Source organism: Streptomyces sp. NPDC002742 (assembly GCF_042888885.1).
GTDB lineage: Bacteria > Actinomycetota > Actinomycetes > Streptomycetales > Streptomycetaceae > Streptomyces.
On record NZ_JBIAQF010000001.1, the window covers coordinates 562,679 to 579,504 of the forward strand.

Sequence of the window (16,826 nt, forward strand, 5' to 3'; positions counted from 1 at the left end):
ACCTCCAGCCACGGTCCTCCTGTACCGCTCCTGCCTGTCCGCGCCACGTAAACTCCTCAGCATTGAAGATCGGGTTACGCCAGAGTGACAGCTTTCGGGCCGCACGGCAGATCCTTGATCACAGGATCGGCTTACCTTTGCACCGCCTGTGACCCTTGAAACCCGCCCGTAACGCTCATAGCATGATCGAACTCACGACGATTGCCCTGATCGTCCGTCCTTCACTAGAAGAACACGCCGTCTAGCGCGAAGGGTGAGCCACTTGACCAACATCTAACAAATCGGCCAAATAGTTGATATCTATAGCATCGCGAGTGTTTTCGCGAATAAACAATAGAATTGCGTTGGTTGCGCGACGTCAACCGCTGGCGATGCTCTGGGTCGCGGCGGGTGTCGTGACCTTCGCGTTCCTCGTCACGATGGAGATCGTCGCGCGCCACTACGGCCTGCCCGGGCCGATGACCAACCAGGCGCGCGAGGTGGTATTCGGCCCCGCCTCGGGTCCGCTGTTGTACGCCGGCCTGGCGTTGATGATGGTGGTGCTCACCTGGCGGCAACGCGCCATCGCCGTGGGTGTGGCGATCGGTATCGACGTCGTCTTCCTGCTGGTGCGGTGGGCGGTCGATGCCAGACTGACCTTCGGCAACGGCGCGCTGTGGGTGATTCTGGCCTATGCGTTCATCGCCGTCACGCGTCGCACCGGCCAGGAACGTGTCCTGCTGCTGAAGGGTGTCGGGCTGGGCCTGCTCCTGGTGGCCGGCCACAAGACGGGCGACACCTGGCTGCTCATCACGTCGAAGACCCGCCCGGCCGTCCTCGACGCGTATGTGGCGACAGCCGATCACGCGCTGGGCAACCCGTCATGGGTGGCAGGCCGGATCGTCGCGGCGACCGGCCCGATAGGCATGCACGCTCTCCATCTGGTCTACGGTCAGCTTCCGCTGGCGGCGGCCGTCTTCGCGCTGTACCAGCTGCGGAACGTGGCGGTCGAGCGCCGATTCCCGGGTCACCATCTGGTACGCACCTTTCTGGCCATCGGCTTGCTCGGGCCCGTCATCTATATGATCTTCCCGGTGGCCGGACCGGTCTTCGCCTACGGTGCCGAGGGCGGGCAGTGGGCGGCGGCCAACCTGTGGCCGCACACGCCGCCACCGATCCATGCCCCACACAAGATGCTGTTCGACCAGGTCACCCCTCGCAACTGCATGCCCAGTCTGCACACGGCCTGGGCCACCACGCTCTTCATCCATACCCGACAGGCCTCACGGCCTCTGCGGTTCGCGGGGATGTTCTGGCTGGTCGGCACACTCACCGCAACCCTGGGCTTCGGCTACCACTACGGCGCGGATCTCGTCGCCGGCGTGGTGTTCGCGCTCACGGTCGAGGCGGCGATGCGCTCGTTCGACCGCGGCTGGGACCGGTCGGGAATCCGGCTGGTCGGCTACGGTGCCACTGTTTTCCTCGTACTCCTGGTGTCGTACCGCTACCTGCCGTTGGAGATGGCCAGACATCCCTGGGCGTTCGGACCGAGCCTTCTTCTGGCGATGTCCACGGTGGTGTACGGCTACGTACGGACCACCAAGCAGTGGAATCCGGAGGCGGCGCCGGTGCAGCAACCGGAACCGCAACTCGTACAGGTGTGACCGGCGCCCGCCCACAACCCGTCGGGCGGCCTGGCCATACCGGCGGGAGTCGCCTTCGGTGCGCCTTGGACCGGCCCCCCGGAGGTCTTCTGGGCGGCGGGCGGAGGCTGGGGCCGGTCCCGGGGCCGGAGCCGGTGCCGGGCCGCGCCAGGGAAGCCCGGAGTTGCCTTGGAGCCCACTCGAAGGTGTTGGGTGGTGGAAGAGGCATCGCGCCGCGACGTGGTGACCGAGTGGACGACGGGTTTCATGAGGAGCACTCCATGACACAGAAGATCTGGTTCATCACCGGCGCCTCGCGCGGCTTCGGGCGTGAATGGGCGATCGCCGCACTGGAACGAGGCGACTCGGTGGCCGCCACGGCGCGTGACCTGTCCACCTTGGGGGATCTTCGCGAGACCTACGGAGAGCGGCTGCTGCCCCTGCAGCTCGACGTCACGGACCGCGACGCCGACTTCGCCGCCGTACGGCTGGCGCACGAACGGTTCGGACGGCTCGACGTTGTCGTCAACAACGCGGGCTACGGCCACTTCGGGATGGTCGAGGAACTCACCGAGGCGGAGGCCCGCGCGCAGCTGGAGACCAACCTGTTCGGGGCGCTGTGGGTCACTCAGGCGGCACTGCCGTTCCTGCGTGAACAGGGCAGCGGCCACATTCTGCAGGTTTCCTCCATCGGAGGTATCAGCGCTTTCCCGCTGGTCGGCATCTACCACGCCTCGAAATGGGCGCTCGAAGGAATGAGCCAGGCGTTGGCACAGGAGGTGGCGCCCTTCGGTATCAAGGTCACCCTGATCGAGCCCGGCGGGTTCGCCACCGACTGGGCCGGATCCTCGTCGAGCACATCCCAGCAGTTGCCCGCGTACGCCGACTTCCACAAGGAAGTACAGGAACAGCGGCGCAAGCGCGTCGGTACCCCGGGTGACCCGCGAGCGTCGGCCGCGGCGGTGCTGGAGATCGTGGACGCCGACGAGCCGCCCCTGCGCTGTTTCTTCGGGTCGGCGCCGCTGGGTATCGCCAAGGCCGACTACGAGCAGCGTCTGGCGTCATGGGAGAAGTGGCAGCCGGTGGCGGAGTTGGCCCAGGGCTGAGCGGCGGCCGGCCTCGGCCCTGAGCGAAGGACCGGGCCCTGTCCAGGACACGCGAAGGGGCGGCCGACGGGAGTGTCCGCGGTTGCCCCACCGGCCGCCCGTCAAGTTGCCCCACCGGCCGCCCGTCGGGTCGCCCCGCCGACCGCCCGGTGCCGGGAGGTCAGGCGCGGTGGCTCTGGTAGTAGCCGCCGACCTGCTGGTGGTAGTCGGCGTCGCCGACGTGCTTGGCACTGTCGAACGAGGGCGACTCCCTGACCTGTTCCTGGGTGAGCGCGACGTAGATCTTCCGCTCGGCCCGGTCGACCCTCTTCACGGTGCCGGCGGGCAGCAGGACATGCCTGCCGAAGATCCACACGCCGAGGTCGACGACGAGGAACGACGAGCCGACGTCGTCCGCGTGCTTGTCGACCTTCCCGATGGCGCCGTCGGTGGCCTCGACCTTGTACCCGATCAGATCGGTGCCCACGATGTGCCCGGAGGCCGGGTGGTAGCCCCAGATGTCGTCACTCATGACCGGCTCCCTCATCGAAATTCCGCGCTCTTCCTCGGCGGAACCGGGGAATCGCGCAGGCGTCATCCAGATTAGACGGCCCATTCGCGGAACGTCGCTCGCCTCGCCTTCCGGAAGTCGCCGTCACGCATTCGCGCCGAGGGAATTCGAAACCCGTATTCCCCGCCGCACGCCTCGGCGGAGGAACGGCAGGGCTCGGCATGGGCTCGCCATGGGCTCGGCAGGGACTCCGGTGACGAAGTCCCTGCCGAGGGATCCATGAGGAGCGTGCGCCGATCGGTGCCGGGTACGGTTCGCGCTGTGAGCGCGGACGTGGACGTGGAGGGGTGGGAGTCGGGGCACCAGGTCGCCTACGGCTGCGGGGCGTGGGAGCGGGCCTGTCACCAGGCACGCCTGCTGGTCGCCTGGCACGAGGAGTGCGATCGCGGCTTCGGCGCGCCGGTACCCCGGCGGTTCTACGCGGATCCCGGTCCGCGGGTGAAATGGCCGTGGGGGGCCGCCAGACACACCACGGTGGGCCTGCTGCTGTGGCGGACCGCCTTCGAGGCCGGGGTCCTCGTCGACGAGGTCGTCCTGGCCGACGCCCTGCGCCACTGCGTCCAGGGGGCCGACGCGTTGGACGCGGGTCCGCTGCCCGACGGTGCCCACGGAGCCGGCATCGGAGTCGGCAGCGCCGCGTCGGTGGCCGGGATCGGGCACGTACTGCGGGCCCATGCCGAGGCCGACCCTCCGCGGGCGCGCCCCAGCGGGGTGCGCCTGACACTCGGCTACCGTGTCAGGGAGTTGCGGGCGACGCCCGACTGGGAGCTCGGCGACTGGCCCGCGGCCCTTGCCCTGGCTCGGCAGGCCATGGGGCGGGCGGACGATCTGCGGGAGCAGGGCACATGGCAGCCCACCGACCAGGAACGTTCTGTCGCCGCACGGATCTGCCGGGACTTGGAACCACCGCCCGGCACGAGCGGCGCCCTCGGGCGCCCGGCAACGAGTTGGCTGGAGCGGGCATCGCGTCTGGCCGAGACCGCCGCCGTCCTGTCCAGCACGGCCGACGCACTGCCGAGGGATGCCCGGGGCAGCGCGGGCCCGCTGGCCCAGGTCCTCGGTGGCACGGCCGACGCGTGCGCCAGGTTGGCGGTCAGCACCGAGGAGATCGGTCGCCTGTGGGCGGCGGAGCCGCACGAACCCGCGGACCCGGCTTCCTGGGAACCGTCCCACGTACCGGGCGCACTGGTGACCCAGACCGAGGAGACGGAACACCTGGTGCGTGCGGTCGCCGTCTTCTCGTGGGTGCTGGTGTGCAGTTGATCGGTCGGAGAACGTCCAACGGGAGCTTCAGCAGGAAACGGGAGCTTCAGTAGAAGTCGTCACGGCGCTGTGCCGGGTTGACGGCATCACGCCGCTGCTGCTGCAGGCGGGCCGTCCTGACCGCGGTTATCTCCCTCAGGTGCGCCTGACTCTGGAGCATCATCATCGAGCCCAGTGAGTGGCGCTCGGTCCTCGGGTTGTCCACACAGGACTGGTACATCACAGCGGCTCGTTCGCTGTCCTGGTAGAGGGTGCGGTAGACCTCCGCCGCACGGTACTGGCCGTAGGGGTGGTTGCGTGCGGCCGCCGCCAGGAATTGCTCCAGGGCATGTTCTGCCGGGGCCCGGGTGAGAGGCAGCAGCCGCTCCAGGTACAGGTCGCCCAGGGCGAGCATCGCTTCGGGTTCGCCCAGTTCGGCCGAGGCGTGATACCAGCGGGCTGCCTCGTCCAACGACTGCACGATGCCCGCCTGGGGGCAACCCTGGTGGTAGAGCGAGGCGAGGTAGTAGGCCGCTCGCGGCGAGCCGCTGCTGCGCCGCAGCCGCGGTACCGCGCTCGCATACCGTCCCTGCGCGTAGTCGATGTGACCCAGCAGCTCGATCGCGGCACTGTGCCCGGTGGACGCCGCGGCTTCCAGGAAGTAGACGTCCGCACCGTGGTGCTGCGCGGTGTTCCAGCAGTGCAGGCCGATCTGGTAGTACTCCTCGGCGCTGGTCGGCTCGTGGCCGTCCACGGTGAAGTTGGTCCCCTGCCACTGCACCACGTCGCTGCCTTTCGCGTCTTGGCCTGCCTCGGCGGGCACGTGCCGCTCGTTCCTCCACAGCCTCGCGAGGAGGCCCGATCGGCGTCGAGGGTCACGCCAGTTGTTCCCGTACGTCGTCCCGGTGTCTCGGGGCCTCAACAGATGGTATGGCTTGTCTGTCGACACAATCGTAGGCTCGGTCCCCGGAAAGCCCAGTCGTCGTGCGACGCCGAACGCCACCGTGGCCCGTTTCCAGTGGCCGCGGCGGCGAGGCGACGGACACCGGCCGTCGCGGGGTCCGCTCCCCACGATCCCGTCCGGGGCGCCCGCAAAGTCCCCGCGTGCCAGCGGGTTTACAGCCTCGTAGCACTTCGCTCGTGCGCCACTGAGCACCGGGTTCACCGCGAGTGGAACACGCCGTCGGACCCGGTGCCGGCTGGCCGAAGACGCGCGGGTACCGAAGATCTACGTCGCGCTCGACAGGCCCGTGACGCAGGACTCCCACGCGCTCTTCGCCCAACCCCGGTGCCCCGCCGACGAGCCGGGCTCGGGTCCGGGGCGCCGGGCTTGGACCCGACCGGCCGGGCCTGGGGTCCGACCGGCCCGGGCATTCGGACAGGAGACGACGGGGTCATCGCCTACCGGGGACCAAGGTGACCTTTCGCAGGCCTCATCCGGGGACTTCGTGCGTCCGCGTCACAGGACTTCGTGTCGCGTCGCGGACGCGTACCGGTCGTCCGGGCCGGGGCCGGGGGATCCGTGGTCGCGGAGTGGACCGACCTCGTACCCTCGCTCCTCGCAGGTGTCGAGAACGCGGGGCAGAGCGCCCAGGGCGGACCGCCAGGCGCCGGGTGCGGAGGTGCAGTCCGAGTCGTGGAGCAATATGGTGCCTCCGCCGTACAGGTCGGTGACCACGGTGCGGTGGACCGACTCCGGTGTGGCCTTGGCGGTCCAGTCCTCGCCCCAGCAGGTCCACAGCACGGGCGTGAGTCCGAGTCGGCGGGCCGCCATATGGGCCGATCCCGACATGACGCCGTACGGGGGCCGGAAGAGCGTGGGCCGCCTGCCCGTGATCTCGGCGACGGTGTCGCGTGCGCGGGCGAGATCGGCGTAGGTCGCGCGTGGGCCGCGCAGCAGCAACGGGCGGTGCAACCAGCCGTGAACCCCGATCTCGTGGCCTGCCGCGGCGATCTCGCGGACCAGCTCCGGGGAGCGGTGTGCCTCGCTTCCGAGGAGGAAGAAGGTGGCCCGCACGCGCCGCACGGCGAGGAGTCGCAGGAACGACGGCGTCGACTTGGGGTCCGGTCCGTCGTCGAAGGTGAGAGCGACGTGATCCGCGCGCCCCTTCCCCGCGAGGCGTGGCATCACGCGGTTGCGCAAAGGACCGAAGGTGGAGACGACCGGAGCGCAGTGGGCGGTGGCCAGAACGGCCGGCAAGGCTGTCGCGGCGGCTGTGAGCAGGGATGTCCCGCTGAACGGTCTCGTCATGGCCGGTGCCCTTCCGGGCCGTGGCCGGAGACGAGGTCCAGGTCGAGACCATGGCTCAGTGTGTGCATCAGGGTGGTGCCCTCAAAGCTCGTGGCGACCCCGGTGGCGACGGCGCACGCCCACACGGCGCAGGCCACCGCGGTCGTGGCGGTGAGCCGTCGGGCCCGGGTGCGTCGCCGGGGGGCGGGTGGCGCGACGACGGGCGGCTGCCCGGAGCAAAGAACGCGGGCTATCTCCGCCGCCGGGCCACGGTCCGGGGAATCCGCGAACAACGCGAGCCCCTCCGTGCGCTGACGCAGGCCGAGCGGCCCGTCGACCAGGTCGTCGAGGACGCTCTTGAGCTGGGCCGGGTCGCGTATCCAGACCGCCACGCCGGCCTCGTCCAGGGCGTCGGCGTTGGTCAGGCCATGGCCGGGTATGCAGCCGTGGCTGGCCACGGGCAGCCCCGCGGAGAACGCCTCAAGGGTGGTCAGGCCGCCCGCGTTCTGGACGAGGACGTCGGCCGCGTGCATCAGGGCGGGCATGTCGTCGACCCAGCCGTGGACGTGCTCGATGCCGTCGGCTCGCAACTGTGCGGCCAGTGCTTCGTTACGGCCGCACACCACGACCGGGACGACGGCGCGGCAGTCGCGCAGCTCCTGGGCGACCTGCCGGACGGGACCGACGCCCCACGATCCGGCCACCAGCAGAGCCAGCGGGGCCGTGGCCGGCAGTCCGAACCTCGTCCGCGCCAGGCCGCGCCGCTCCGCGTCGCAGGGGTGGAACCGAGGATCGGCCAAGGGCCCGCAGACCCGCACGTCCTGTGCTCCCGCCGCCCGCGCCTGGGCGGCGGGTATGGCGTGGGCGGCGAGATGGACGTCCACGCCGGCCGCCACCCACAGGGGGTGCACGGAGAAGTCGGTCAGGTAGGTGAGGACGGGGATGCGCAGGCGTCCGTCGAGCCGAAGGTTCCCCAGGACGCGACTCGCTCCCGGGTAGGTGGAGACGACGGCGCCGGTGTCCGGGTGCAGGGCCTTCAGGAGGCGGTTCTCGGCGGACCTCAGCAGGGCGCGCGCGCCGCGGCCACCGCCTCCCGCGCGTTCGGTGCTGGAGTAGATCTTCTGGTAGAGCCAGGGCGCACGGACGAGCATCAAGTGGTAGGCGTCCCTGGCGGCCCGGCCGAGACGAGCGGGCAGAAGGTCCAGCAGGTCGAACCGGTCGACGACGAGTCCGTCCGACGTGAGGCGGCGCTCGAGCTCGGTGGCGGCACCGTCGTGCCCGGCGCCCACACTCGCCGAGATGACCGCGACGCGGCCCGGGCGTGCCGCCGCCACCCAGGTCGGCGGCACACCCGTGACCGCTGGTGCCGGGTGTGTTCGTCCGCGTTTGGCCATGGGCTTTCCTCTGCATAGTGGGAGGCCGCACAACTACAAGATGTAGTAGATCGTGGTTGGGACGGGAGCATACCTCCTACATCTAGTAGGAGGTCGCCGGGTATTCTTACTTGACGGCGCAGCGACGGAAGGGTGAACGGTGAACGACCTCAAGGGCGGGGGAGTCAATGGCTCGTCCGGCAGGCGCGCCCGCGGGGAACTCGAGGGTTCCGTGCTCGCCGCGCTCTGGTCGGCCGAGGGTCCGTTGACCGCCCGTCAGGTGCTTCAGCGGCTACCGGGCGGCCTGGCCTACACGACGGTCCTGACGATCCTGTCCCGGCTGTACGACAAGGGCATGCTCGTCCGGCACCGAGAGGGCCGCGGATACGCCTACGGTCCGGTTCGCGACGAGGCGTCGCACACGGCACAGCGCATGAGATCGCTGCTGGAAGAGGGCTCCGACCGAGAGGCGGTGCTGAGCCGCTTCGTCTCCGAACTGTCCGAACAGGACGAGCAGTTGCTGCACGATCTGCTGTCCGCCCACGAGGGTCACCACGGTGCCGGCACCGGAGACGGCAGGAAGTGAACCGGTGCTGATCAGCGTCTACGTTCCGCTCGTCGTCACAGCCGTACTGACCGTGCTCGCGCCACGGGTGGCCCACCTGCTCGCTCCTCGTCCCGCGGTCTGGGCCCTGGCCTGCGCGGCCTTGGTGACAACGGTCGGCTGGATGGGATCGATGGCCCTGCTCGCGTTCACCGCGGTCGCGCAGATCCCGCAGGTGGCCGCCGAGGGACGCTGGTCCGTACCCGCGCTGCGTGCCGAGGACCCGGTCCACCTGACCGTCGCGGTGGTCAGCGCCCTCATCCTGACGGGTGAAGTCGTCTCCCTGGGGCTGGCGCTGATACGGCGCACTCGCCACATCTTGTGGGCGCGGCGCGAGTGCGCCTGCATGCCCCACGAGAACGAGTTGTCCGTCATCGACGACGACAGGCCGCAGGCGTTCGCCCTCCCCGGTTCGCCCGGCCGGATCGTCGTCTCCCGTGGAATGCTCCAGTGCCTCGCCTCGGACGAACGTGAGGCACTGCTCGCACACGAAAGGGCCCATCTGCGCCACCGTCACCACCACTTCCAGACCCTGTGGCAGCTCACGGCCGCCGCCAACCCGATGTTGCGGCCACTCGCCGACGCCGGCGGCTTCGCCCTGGAACGCTGGGCCGACGAGGACGCGGCGGCCGTGGTCGGCGACCGCGGTGTGGTGGCACGGGCGGTGGGACGCGCGGCGCTCGCGTCCACCTCCCGCGCGACGACCACCGGGGCGCTCGCCGCCACCGGCGGTGCCGTTCCCCAGCGGGTGCGGGCCCTGCTGGCGCCGCCCCCGCCCCGCCGCGTGCTCCCCATCGCCGCCGGAGCCCTGCTGCTGCTCATGTGCTGTGCCGGTCTGGCCAATGCCGCGGCCGACAGTGACGACATGCTCGACGACGCCCAACGTGCGCAGTGCGCGGTGTCCGTGTCGCACTCGGGCGGACCGCGGTGTGAATGTCCCGGACACCGGCCGTAGTAGATCCCTTCGTCCTGCGTCCGCCCGTCCCTCGTCCAGGTCCCCGCATGGGGTTCGAGCCGGGATCCGTGGCTCCGCGGCGTGGTGATGCCCGGCAGCCGGAGCGCGGTGCCGGCCGAGGCATCGGCGAGCCGACGGCGCAGGCCCGCCATCGTGACGTCGAGGGTCTTCGTGGAGCCGAACCAGTTCTCGTCCCAGACCTCGGACTTGAGCGTCTCGCGGGACACGGCCTCTCCCACGTGCTGGGCCGGCACGACCGGCAGCTCGAACTCCTTTGGTCGCAGGGCGACTTCGCCGTCGAGGAGCAGGCAGTGGTGAGGACCATGCCGCGCAACTGACGCCGTGTCGCGCCGCGGACGGTGGCGATGGCGAACGTGTGGCGCCGTTCCGCCGGACCGAGGGCCGGCACGAGTCCGCCCGCCCCGGCTGCGAGGAGCGCGGCGAAGGCCGGCTCGATACGGGTGAGTCCGGCCAGGTCCACGGAGGTGAGGCTGGTTCCGACGGTGCCGCGGGTCTGGGTGAGGTTGCTGACGCCGGCGCCGGTGCCCAACTTCCTTTGCGGATCGGCAGCGACGGTCCTCTGACCGGTGCCGCCGGTGTCGCTCAGGAACGCGCAGACCGCGGCACTGCCGGTGGCCCCGGCCAGGTTGGAGGCGGGCGGGCCGGTCGCGTCAGCACGCTCCGGCCGTGCGACAACGTGAGCAGCGTCAGCCGCCACAGCGGCAGCGCCGGACCCAGCCGCAGCGGGGCGGGGCAGAGGAACGTGCAGTACGACACGGAGCTGCCCGGCGCCCGCGAGGCCTGACGAGCCGGCGGCCTGTGAGTTGTCTCACCCACCGCGGTCGGCTCGCGCGAGCAAACGGCCTGGCCAGCGGGCTCTCCCGCCCATACGGCGAAGGCCCGTTGGCCGGATGCGTCAGTAATCTGTCATTGCGGTCGGTGTGATGATCGATACAGGCTGTGACCGTGGCAGAGCGACGTGTTGTTGTGGTGGTGTACGCGGGCGCCATGGCGCTGGACATCACCGGACCGATTGAAGTGTTCGATGTCGCCAACCGGCTCCTTGCCCCGGCGGCCACCCCCTATCGGATCGACCTGGTCTCCGCCGACGCGCCACTGGTGCGTACGAGTTCAGGAGTGTGCGTCGGGGCCTTGCCGCTGGAGGCGGGGAACGGCCCCGTCGACACCCTTCTCGTGCCAGGTGGATGGAGTGTCGGAGAGGCGCTTCGGGACCGGGCGCTGGTGTCGTGGATCGGCGCGGCGGCGGCCCGGTCCCGCAGGGTCGCCTCCGTGTGCGGCGGATCTTTTCTGCTGGCCGAGGCGGGCCTTCTGGACGGCAGACGTGCCACCACGCACTGGGCGTACACCGAGGCGATGGCCTGCCGCTATCCGGCCGTGACGGTGGACGCCGAGCCGATCTTCGTCTGGGACGGCCCCTTCGTGACCTCGGCGGGCGTGTCGACCGGTATCGACATGGCGCTGGCCCTGGTGGAGGCCGATCACGGTGCGGCACTCGCGCTGGAGACGGCACGGTTTCTGGTGCTCTTCCTCAAGCGGCACGGAGGGCAGTCCCAGTTCAGCGCGATGCTCGACGCCCAGCTGGCCGACGATCCGCCGATCCGGACCGCGCAGGAGTGGATTCTGGAGAACCTGCACAACCCGTTACCCGTGGCCGAGATGGCCCAGCGCGCGAACATGAGCCTGCGCAATTTCGCCCGGGTCTTCAGGCGAGAGGTGGGCACGACCCCAGGCCAGTACGTCCAACGCACGCGGATCGCCCGCGCGCGGGAGCTGCTGGAGACCACTGATCTGTCGATCGGTCAAATAGCGGGCCGCTGCGGTTTCGGCGCTCCCGAGACCTTCTTCCGTTCCTTCGGACGAACCCTGGGACTCACCCCGAAGGAGTACCGGCACCGCTTTCAGGTCATCACGCCGTCCGGCCTCGTCGACCGGCGCCACGAGACGCACAGGAGCCACGCATGACCACTACCTCGGACGAACCCGAGGCAGGGACGGTACGCCTGGTCGACCATGTGGCCGGCGAACTCGCCAGGGCCGGTGTCACCCACGTGTTCGGCGTCGGCGGCGCGAACATCGAGGACCTCTATGACGCCGTTCACCGTGGCGGCACCGTCCGCGGCGTCGTCGCCAAACACGAGTTCTCGGCCGTCACGATGGCCGACGGCTACGCCCGGACCACCGGGCGTCTCGGCGTCGTCGCCGCCACCTCGGGCGGCGGTGCGATGAACCTGGTGCCGGGACTGGCGGAGGCGTACGCCTCCCGGGTGCCCGTGCTGGCCCTGGTCGGCCAGCCGCCGACCGGCCAGGACGGCAGGGGAGCGTTCCAGGACACCAGCGGCAAGGGGGATTCCTTCGACGCCCGGGAGGTCTTCGGGCCGATCTCCAGGTTCTGCGCCCGGGTCGAGGACGCGGACTCGCTCATGGAGCTGCTGCCGCGGGCGCTGGCGGCGGCACAGGCCGATCCGCGCGGGCCGGCGGTGCTGTTGCTCCCCAAGGACGTACAGCAGGCACGGATCCGGCTGCCCGGCCGCGCCCCGGCACCGGGCGAGCCGACGTCGCCACCGGCACCGGCATCGGATGGGCCGGCATCGGCACCGGATGGGCGGACATCGGCACCGGGCGGGCCGATACCGGCGCCCGCACACGAGTCGCCGAAACCGGAGTGGGCGGAACCGTCGATACCAGCTTCGGCGGAATCGACGGCACGGCTCGACGGCGCCGCTCTCGCAAACGTGTCGGACATCCTTCGTCGGGCGGACAGGATCCTCGTCATCGCCGGCGAGGGCGTCGCCGCCGCGGACGCGCGGACGGAGCTCGCCGAACTGGCCCGGAACCTCGGGGCATGGGTTGCGGTCACCCCGGACGCCAAGGACGTGTTCGACAACCGCGATCCCCGGTTCGCGGGCGTGGCCGGGGTGATGGGCCACGCCAACGTCGAGGACTGTCTGCGGCGGGCCGACGTATGCCTGCTCGTCGGCACCCGGTTGCCGCTCCTGGCGCGCGGCGGCCTCGAGCGGGCGCTGGCCGCCACCGAGGTCGTATGCCTGGACCCCGAACGGCCCTTCGTGTCCGCCGCGGCGCTGGGCGGGCACCTGCGGGACGCGCTGCGCGCGGTGACCGCTCGGCTTCCGAAACGCCCGCACGACTGCCCCGAGCATGCCGGTCCCCTTCCCACCGTCATGGCGGGCCCGGCCTCCTCGACCGCCCGGGAGCGAACCGTCCCCTACCCCCAGGCCGTCGCCGCGGTGGCGGCGGCGCTCCCTCAGGACGCGCACGTCTTCGTGGACGCCGGCAACGCGGGCGCCGCCGCGATCCATCTCCTCCCGGCACCCCGCCACGGCCGTTTCGTGGTGGCGCTCGGTATGGGGGGCATGGGCTACACCTTCGGTGCCGGCATCGGCGCCGCCCTCGCCACCGGGCGACGGACCTACGTACTCGCCGGTGACGGTTCCTTCTTCATGCACGGGATGGAAGTGCACACCGCCGTGGAGTACGCCGCACCCGTGACCTTCGTCATCTTCAACAACAACGCCCACGCCATGTGCGCGATGCGCGAGGAGTTCCTCCAGGGCGGCGTCCGCGTCGACGACCTGTTCGGCCGGACGGACATCGCCGCCGGGGTGGCCGCCGCCTTCCCGTCCCTCGACGTCACCGGTGCGGAGAACGCGACGCAGTTGCGCGACGCGCTGCTGCGAGGCAACACGGGCATCGGCCCGGCATTCGTCGCGCTGGACTGCGATCCACAGGAGGTCCCTCCGTTCGTCCCCTTCCAGCCTTTCACCGAAGCCACCGGCAGCCCCCGAAACGCCGACAGCAAGGAGAATTCAGATGAGCGACGAGTCGTCCACGTTGGCTGACATCCCCGGCCTGATGAGGATCGAGAACCCCGGCAGGGACGAGCTGACCGCCCACTGCATGGAGCTCACCCACGCCGTCTACCCCCATCACCAGGTCTACGGGCAGTACTGCACCATCCACGAGTACGTCGACTGCCCCCCGGAACTGGCCTACGACTACCTGCGCCAAGGCCACCACCTGGAGGAGTGGACCTGCAGCCTGCGGGACTTCACCCCCTCCGGAACACCCGGGCTGTGGGTCGGCCACGACCGGCTAGAGGACGACACCACGATCTACTGCGAGGTGGTCGCCAACCCCGAGGCGATGACCGTGGACTACCACTGCTCCTGGGACCAGGGCGACAAGCTGTGGATGATCTACCTGATGCGCGTCGTACCGGCCCGCCGGGTGCTCGACAAGCCGGGCTCGGTGATCACCTGGACCAACTGCCGCCATCCCTATTACGACAACAACCCGCACCCCGGCCTGGCTCCCCGCCCGGACCGGCCCTGGGTGGGCGACTACTGGGACCTCTTCTACGCGGGGCACACCGTGGAGATGAACAACCTCAAGGCGATCCTGGAACACCGCCACCGCAACGGACTTCCGGTCAGCGTGGCTCCGACGAGGGCGGTGGCACAGTGACCACGGTCAGCCTCACCGACGTCGCGAGCTACCTTCCCGGCGAACCGGTTCCCGCGGAGTTCTACACCGACTACCCCGGAGCGGAGGACAAGCTCCGCGGCCACCCCATGTTCAAGGTCCCCCCGGCACGGCACCACGTGGCCGCCGACGAGACCAACGCGGACATGGTCGAGCGCGCGGTGCAGCCCCTGATCGAACGGCACGGCAGGGACGCGATCCGGGGCGTCGACGTGCTTCTGGTGCACAGCCAGCTCCCGGACCTGCCGTTCGTCGGCGCCGGCACCGAGGTGGCACGCCGACTGGGGCTGAACCCGGAGTGGCTCATCGATGTGGCCAACGCCGGCTGCGCTTCCTTCGTGTACATGTTGAAGCTGGCCCGGCAGATCCTCAGTACCACCGACGCGAAGACCGCCCTGATCTGCAACGCGCAGAGCGCCGCGGGGCAGTGTTTCACCCAGTCCGAGGTGCGAAGGCTCGCGCAGGCCGCGATCCCGGGTGACGGCTGCGGCGTGGGATGGGTGACGACATCCGCCGGCGCCCCGGTGCTCGACGTCGAGACCCGGCACATCGGCGACTACGCCGGGGACATGACCGTGGCCCTCGACGACGGGCGCAAGTACTGGGAGCCGGGGACGTCACAGTTGCGGATCGGATTCACCGACGCCAGCGTCGCCAAGGTCCTGGCACGCGGCAACCGCCTCGTTCCCGAGGTGATCACGGACCTCTGCCGACGGCTCGGCGTGGCGACCGGCGACATCGACGTCCTCGTCACCAACCAGCCGAACCGCACCTTCCTGCGGAACTGGCGGGAGGCGCTGCAACTGCCCGCCGAGCGGCACCTGAACACTTTCGACCAGTACGGGAACCTCTTCGGAGCGGCGATCCCGGTCACCCTGGACCACGCGATCCGCTCGGGTCGGGTGAAGGACGGTGACCTGGTGGTACTGGGGGGATTCGCGCACGCCGGCGACTTCGCCGGCGGCGCCGCAGTCCGCTGGCACGGCGGGCGGGGCGAGTCCTGAACGAGGGCGCCCTCGGGTCTGAACGAGGCGCGCGCGGGGGCGAACTTTCACGGCGTGGGTAGGAGAGCGGGTCGCCTTCGTCCAGCGAAGCGTCGCACCCGCCGAGGACGGTGGCGTAGCCACAGCGGCTATCCTTCTCACCGGCCGGGGCCGACCGCCACAGCCTGGGGGAGGGTCCGCCCGATGCAGCGAGCAAGCCGCGGGTCGATCTTGGAATGTACGACCCTTCGGCATTGCTGCACTCGCCATGGGCGCGCCCTGTCCCGGGGGTGCTCCGGGAGAGGGTGCTCGGCACGACCGGACACGAGAACCGCCAACGATCTCGGTCCTGTCCGTTCCCTGCCCCTGGCCCGCTGTCTTCGAAAGGTTTTCCCGCACCATGCCCTTGGCTCTGCTGGCCCTGGCGGTCGTCGCGTTCGGTATCGGCACGACGGAGTTCGCCACGATGGGGCTGCTGCCCCAGATCGCGCACGGGATCGGCGTGTCCGTGCCGCACGCCGGCAACGTCGTATCCGCCTACGCGCTCGGTGTCGTCGTCGGCGCGCCGTTGCTGACAGGCATCGGTGCGCGTGTCCCGCACAAGCGCCTCCTGCTGCTCCTGACCGGGCTGTTCGTGGTCGGCAACATAGCGTCCGCGTTCGCCCCCGACTTCGGCACGCTCTTCGCAGCACGCTTCCTGGCAGGTCTGCCGCACGGCGCCCTGTTCGGCGTGGGCGCCGTCGTCGCCTCACGACTGGTCGCCCCGGAGAGAGCGGCACGTGCCGTATCGAAGATGTTCCTCGGTCTCACCATCGCCAACATCGTCGGTGTTCCGGCCTGCACGGCCCTCGGGCAGCAGCTGGGCTGGCGGTCCGCCTACGGCGCCGTCGCTGTCCTCGGCCTCGTCGCCCTGGCCGGAGTGGCAGCCTTCGTCCCGCACCAGCCTCGCGGGCAGCAGTCAGGCATCCGGCACGAACTGCGGGCCATGGGCAACAAGCAGGTCGCCATAGGCCTGGCCACGGCCGTCATCGGGTTCGGCGGATTCTTCGCCGTCTACAGCTATCTCGTGCCCATGCTCACGCACCTGACCGGAATCGCCGACACCTCGACCACCTGGGTCCTCGCGCTCTACGGCGTAGGCATGACGCTCGGAACCCTGCTCGCCGGACCGCTCACGGACCGCGCACTGCGCCCGACGATGTACTGGGGGCTCGTCCTGCTCGCCGCGGCGCTCACGACCTTCTACTTCACCGTCCACAGCACCGTGCCCGCCCTGGTCACGATCACGTTCATCGGTGCGATGGGATCCCTCATCACCACGCCGGTCCAGATGCTCCTCATGGCCAAGGCGAAGAACGCCCCGACGATGGCGGCGGCCTCCAACCACTCCGCCTTCAACCTGGCCAACGCCGGTGGAGCCTGGCTCGGCGGCCTGGTCATCTCGGCGGGCTGGGGCTGGGCCTCCCCCGACCTGGTCGGCGCGGCTCTCGCCCTGGCCGGTCTCGGCCTCGCCTTCACGGGCGGCCTCATGGAACGGGGGCACCGACGCTCCGAAGTGATCGTGCAGGCATCGCCCGCGGTCGAACCGGCGACGCGAGTCGGCACGGCGGACTGACGCGTCTTCCCCCGGCCGCCCTTCG

Annotated in this window: 14 protein-coding genes and 1 pseudogene; 10 read left to right on the plus strand and 5 right to left on the minus strand. The window is 70.2% G+C overall.

Annotated features, from left to right (window positions below):
* Positions 1 to 371 precede the first annotated feature (371 nt).
* Both ACFYW8_RS02485 and ACFYW8_RS02490 read left to right on the plus strand, forming a co-directional pair.
* Complete coding sequence (locus tag ACFYW8_RS02485; RefSeq protein ID WP_389066616.1) at positions 372 to 1,643, plus strand: phosphatase PAP2 family protein; 1,272 nt, start codon at positions 372 to 374, stop codon at positions 1,641 to 1,643.
* A gap of 260 nt (positions 1,644 to 1,903) precedes the next feature.
* A complete protein-coding gene (locus ACFYW8_RS02490) occupies positions 1,904 to 2,728 on the plus strand; it encodes an SDR family oxidoreductase (protein ID WP_365877320.1) in 825 nt (274 codons plus the stop codon).
* 160 nt (positions 2,729 to 2,888) lie between these two features.
* Here the strand turns inward: ACFYW8_RS02490 and ACFYW8_RS02495 are convergent, their stop codons facing one another.
* Positions 2,889 to 3,239 carry a PRC-barrel domain-containing protein gene (locus ACFYW8_RS02495; protein WP_389066394.1) on the minus strand — a complete coding sequence of 117 codons (351 nt, stop codon included), beginning with the start codon at positions 3,237 to 3,239 and terminating at the stop codon, positions 2,889 to 2,891.
* A 300-nt stretch (positions 3,240 to 3,539) separates the two neighbouring features.
* On the opposite strand from ACFYW8_RS02495, the gene ACFYW8_RS02500 reads away from it, so the two are divergent.
* Positions 3,540 to 4,541, plus strand: a complete 1,002-nt coding sequence (locus ACFYW8_RS02500; RefSeq protein ID WP_389066398.1) for a hypothetical protein — start codon at positions 3,540 to 3,542, stop codon at positions 4,539 to 4,541.
* A gap of 46 nt (positions 4,542 to 4,587) precedes the next feature.
* Here ACFYW8_RS02500 and ACFYW8_RS02505 read toward each other — a convergent pair whose 3' ends face one another.
* The 3 genes from ACFYW8_RS02505 to ACFYW8_RS02515 form a co-directional block, all read right to left on the minus strand.
* Positions 4,588 to 5,343: a tetratricopeptide repeat protein gene (locus tag ACFYW8_RS02505; RefSeq protein WP_389066402.1), complete on the minus strand. Its 756-nt coding sequence runs from the start codon at positions 5,341 to 5,343 to the stop codon at positions 4,588 to 4,590.
* Between the two features lie 636 nt (positions 5,344 to 5,979).
* Positions 5,980 to 6,771 carry a polysaccharide deacetylase family protein gene (locus tag ACFYW8_RS02510; protein WP_389066406.1) on the minus strand — a complete coding sequence of 264 codons (792 nt, stop codon included), beginning with the start codon at positions 6,769 to 6,771 and terminating at the stop codon, positions 5,980 to 5,982.
* On the minus strand, positions 6,768 to 8,144 hold the full coding sequence (locus ACFYW8_RS02515; protein WP_389066411.1) for a glycosyltransferase: 1,377 nt from the start codon (positions 8,142 to 8,144) through the stop codon (positions 6,768 to 6,770). The genes ACFYW8_RS02510 and ACFYW8_RS02515 overlap by 4 nt, the downstream gene beginning before the upstream one ends.
* A gap of 139 nt (positions 8,145 to 8,283) precedes the next feature.
* Here ACFYW8_RS02515 and ACFYW8_RS02520 point away from each other — a divergent pair, with 139 nt between their 5' ends.
* On the plus strand, positions 8,284 to 8,709 hold the full coding sequence (locus ACFYW8_RS02520; RefSeq protein WP_365877308.1) for a BlaI/MecI/CopY family transcriptional regulator: 426 nt from the start codon (positions 8,284 to 8,286) through the stop codon (positions 8,707 to 8,709).
* Positions 8,710 to 8,713: 4 nt separating this feature from the next.
* On the plus strand, positions 8,714 to 9,682 hold the full coding sequence (locus ACFYW8_RS02525; protein WP_389066416.1) for a M48 family metalloprotease: 969 nt from the start codon (positions 8,714 to 8,716) through the stop codon (positions 9,680 to 9,682).
* A gap of 176 nt (positions 9,683 to 9,858) precedes the next feature.
* On the opposite strand, the pseudogene ACFYW8_RS02530 reads toward ACFYW8_RS02525, so the two are convergent.
* A pseudogene (locus tag ACFYW8_RS02530) lies at positions 9,859 to 9,936 on the minus strand (DNA-binding response regulator); the annotation flags it as partial.
* Positions 9,937 to 10,648: 712 nt separating this feature from the next.
* Here ACFYW8_RS02530 and ACFYW8_RS02535 point away from each other — a divergent pair.
* The 5 genes from ACFYW8_RS02535 (at position 10,649) to ACFYW8_RS02555 (ending at position 16,801) form a co-directional block, all read left to right on the plus strand.
* Positions 10,649 to 11,665 carry a GlxA family transcriptional regulator gene (locus tag ACFYW8_RS02535; protein ID WP_365877302.1) on the plus strand — a complete coding sequence of 339 codons (1,017 nt, stop codon included), beginning with the start codon at positions 10,649 to 10,651 and terminating at the stop codon, positions 11,663 to 11,665.
* Positions 11,662 to 13,560, plus strand: coding sequence for a thiamine pyrophosphate-binding protein (locus tag ACFYW8_RS02540; protein WP_389066420.1), 1,899 nt, complete (start codon positions 11,662 to 11,664; stop codon positions 13,558 to 13,560). Before ACFYW8_RS02535 ends, ACFYW8_RS02540 begins: the two co-directional genes overlap by 4 nt.
* Complete coding sequence (locus ACFYW8_RS02545) at positions 13,532 to 14,185, plus strand: SRPBCC family protein (RefSeq protein WP_389066423.1); 654 nt, start codon at positions 13,532 to 13,534, stop codon at positions 14,183 to 14,185. Before ACFYW8_RS02540 ends, ACFYW8_RS02545 begins: the two co-directional genes overlap by 29 nt.
* Positions 14,182 to 15,207 carry a 3-oxoacyl-[acyl-carrier-protein] synthase III C-terminal domain-containing protein gene (locus ACFYW8_RS02550; protein ID WP_365877296.1) on the plus strand — a complete coding sequence of 342 codons (1,026 nt, stop codon included), beginning with the start codon at positions 14,182 to 14,184 and terminating at the stop codon, positions 15,205 to 15,207. Before ACFYW8_RS02545 ends, ACFYW8_RS02550 begins: the two co-directional genes overlap by 4 nt.
* Positions 15,208 to 15,586: 379 nt before the next feature.
* A complete protein-coding gene (locus ACFYW8_RS02555; protein WP_389066430.1) occupies positions 15,587 to 16,801 on the plus strand; it encodes an MFS transporter in 1,215 nt (404 codons plus the stop codon).
* The last annotated feature ends 25 nt before the right edge of the window (positions 16,802 to 16,826 follow it).

Bases quoted from the DNA above. Each gene is read 5' to 3' on its own strand.
- ACFYW8_RS02485 (WP_389066616.1), top strand. From the start codon at position 372: ATGCTCTGGGTCGCGGCGGGTGTCGTGACCTTCGCGTTCCTCGTCACG.
- ACFYW8_RS02490 (WP_365877320.1), top strand. From the start codon at position 1,904: ATGACACAGAAGATCTGGTTCATCACCGGCGCCTCGCGCGGCTTCGGG.
- ACFYW8_RS02495 (WP_389066394.1), bottom strand. From the start codon at position 3,239: ATGAGTGACGACATCTGGGGCTACCACCCGGCCTCCGGGCACATCGTG.
- ACFYW8_RS02510 (WP_389066406.1), bottom strand. From the start codon at position 6,771: ATGACGAGACCGTTCAGCGGGACATCCCTGCTCACAGCCGCCGCGACA.
- ACFYW8_RS02515 (WP_389066411.1), bottom strand. From the start codon at position 8,144: ATGGCCAAACGCGGACGAACACACCCGGCACCAGCGGTCACGGGTGTG.
- ACFYW8_RS02540 (WP_389066420.1), top strand. From the start codon at position 11,662: ATGACCACTACCTCGGACGAACCCGAGGCAGGGACGGTACGCCTGGTC.
- ACFYW8_RS02545 (WP_389066423.1), top strand. From the start codon at position 13,532: ATGAGCGACGAGTCGTCCACGTTGGCTGACATCCCCGGCCTGATGAGG.
- ACFYW8_RS02555 (WP_389066430.1), top strand. From the start codon at position 15,587: ATGCCCTTGGCTCTGCTGGCCCTGGCGGTCGTCGCGTTCGGTATCGGC.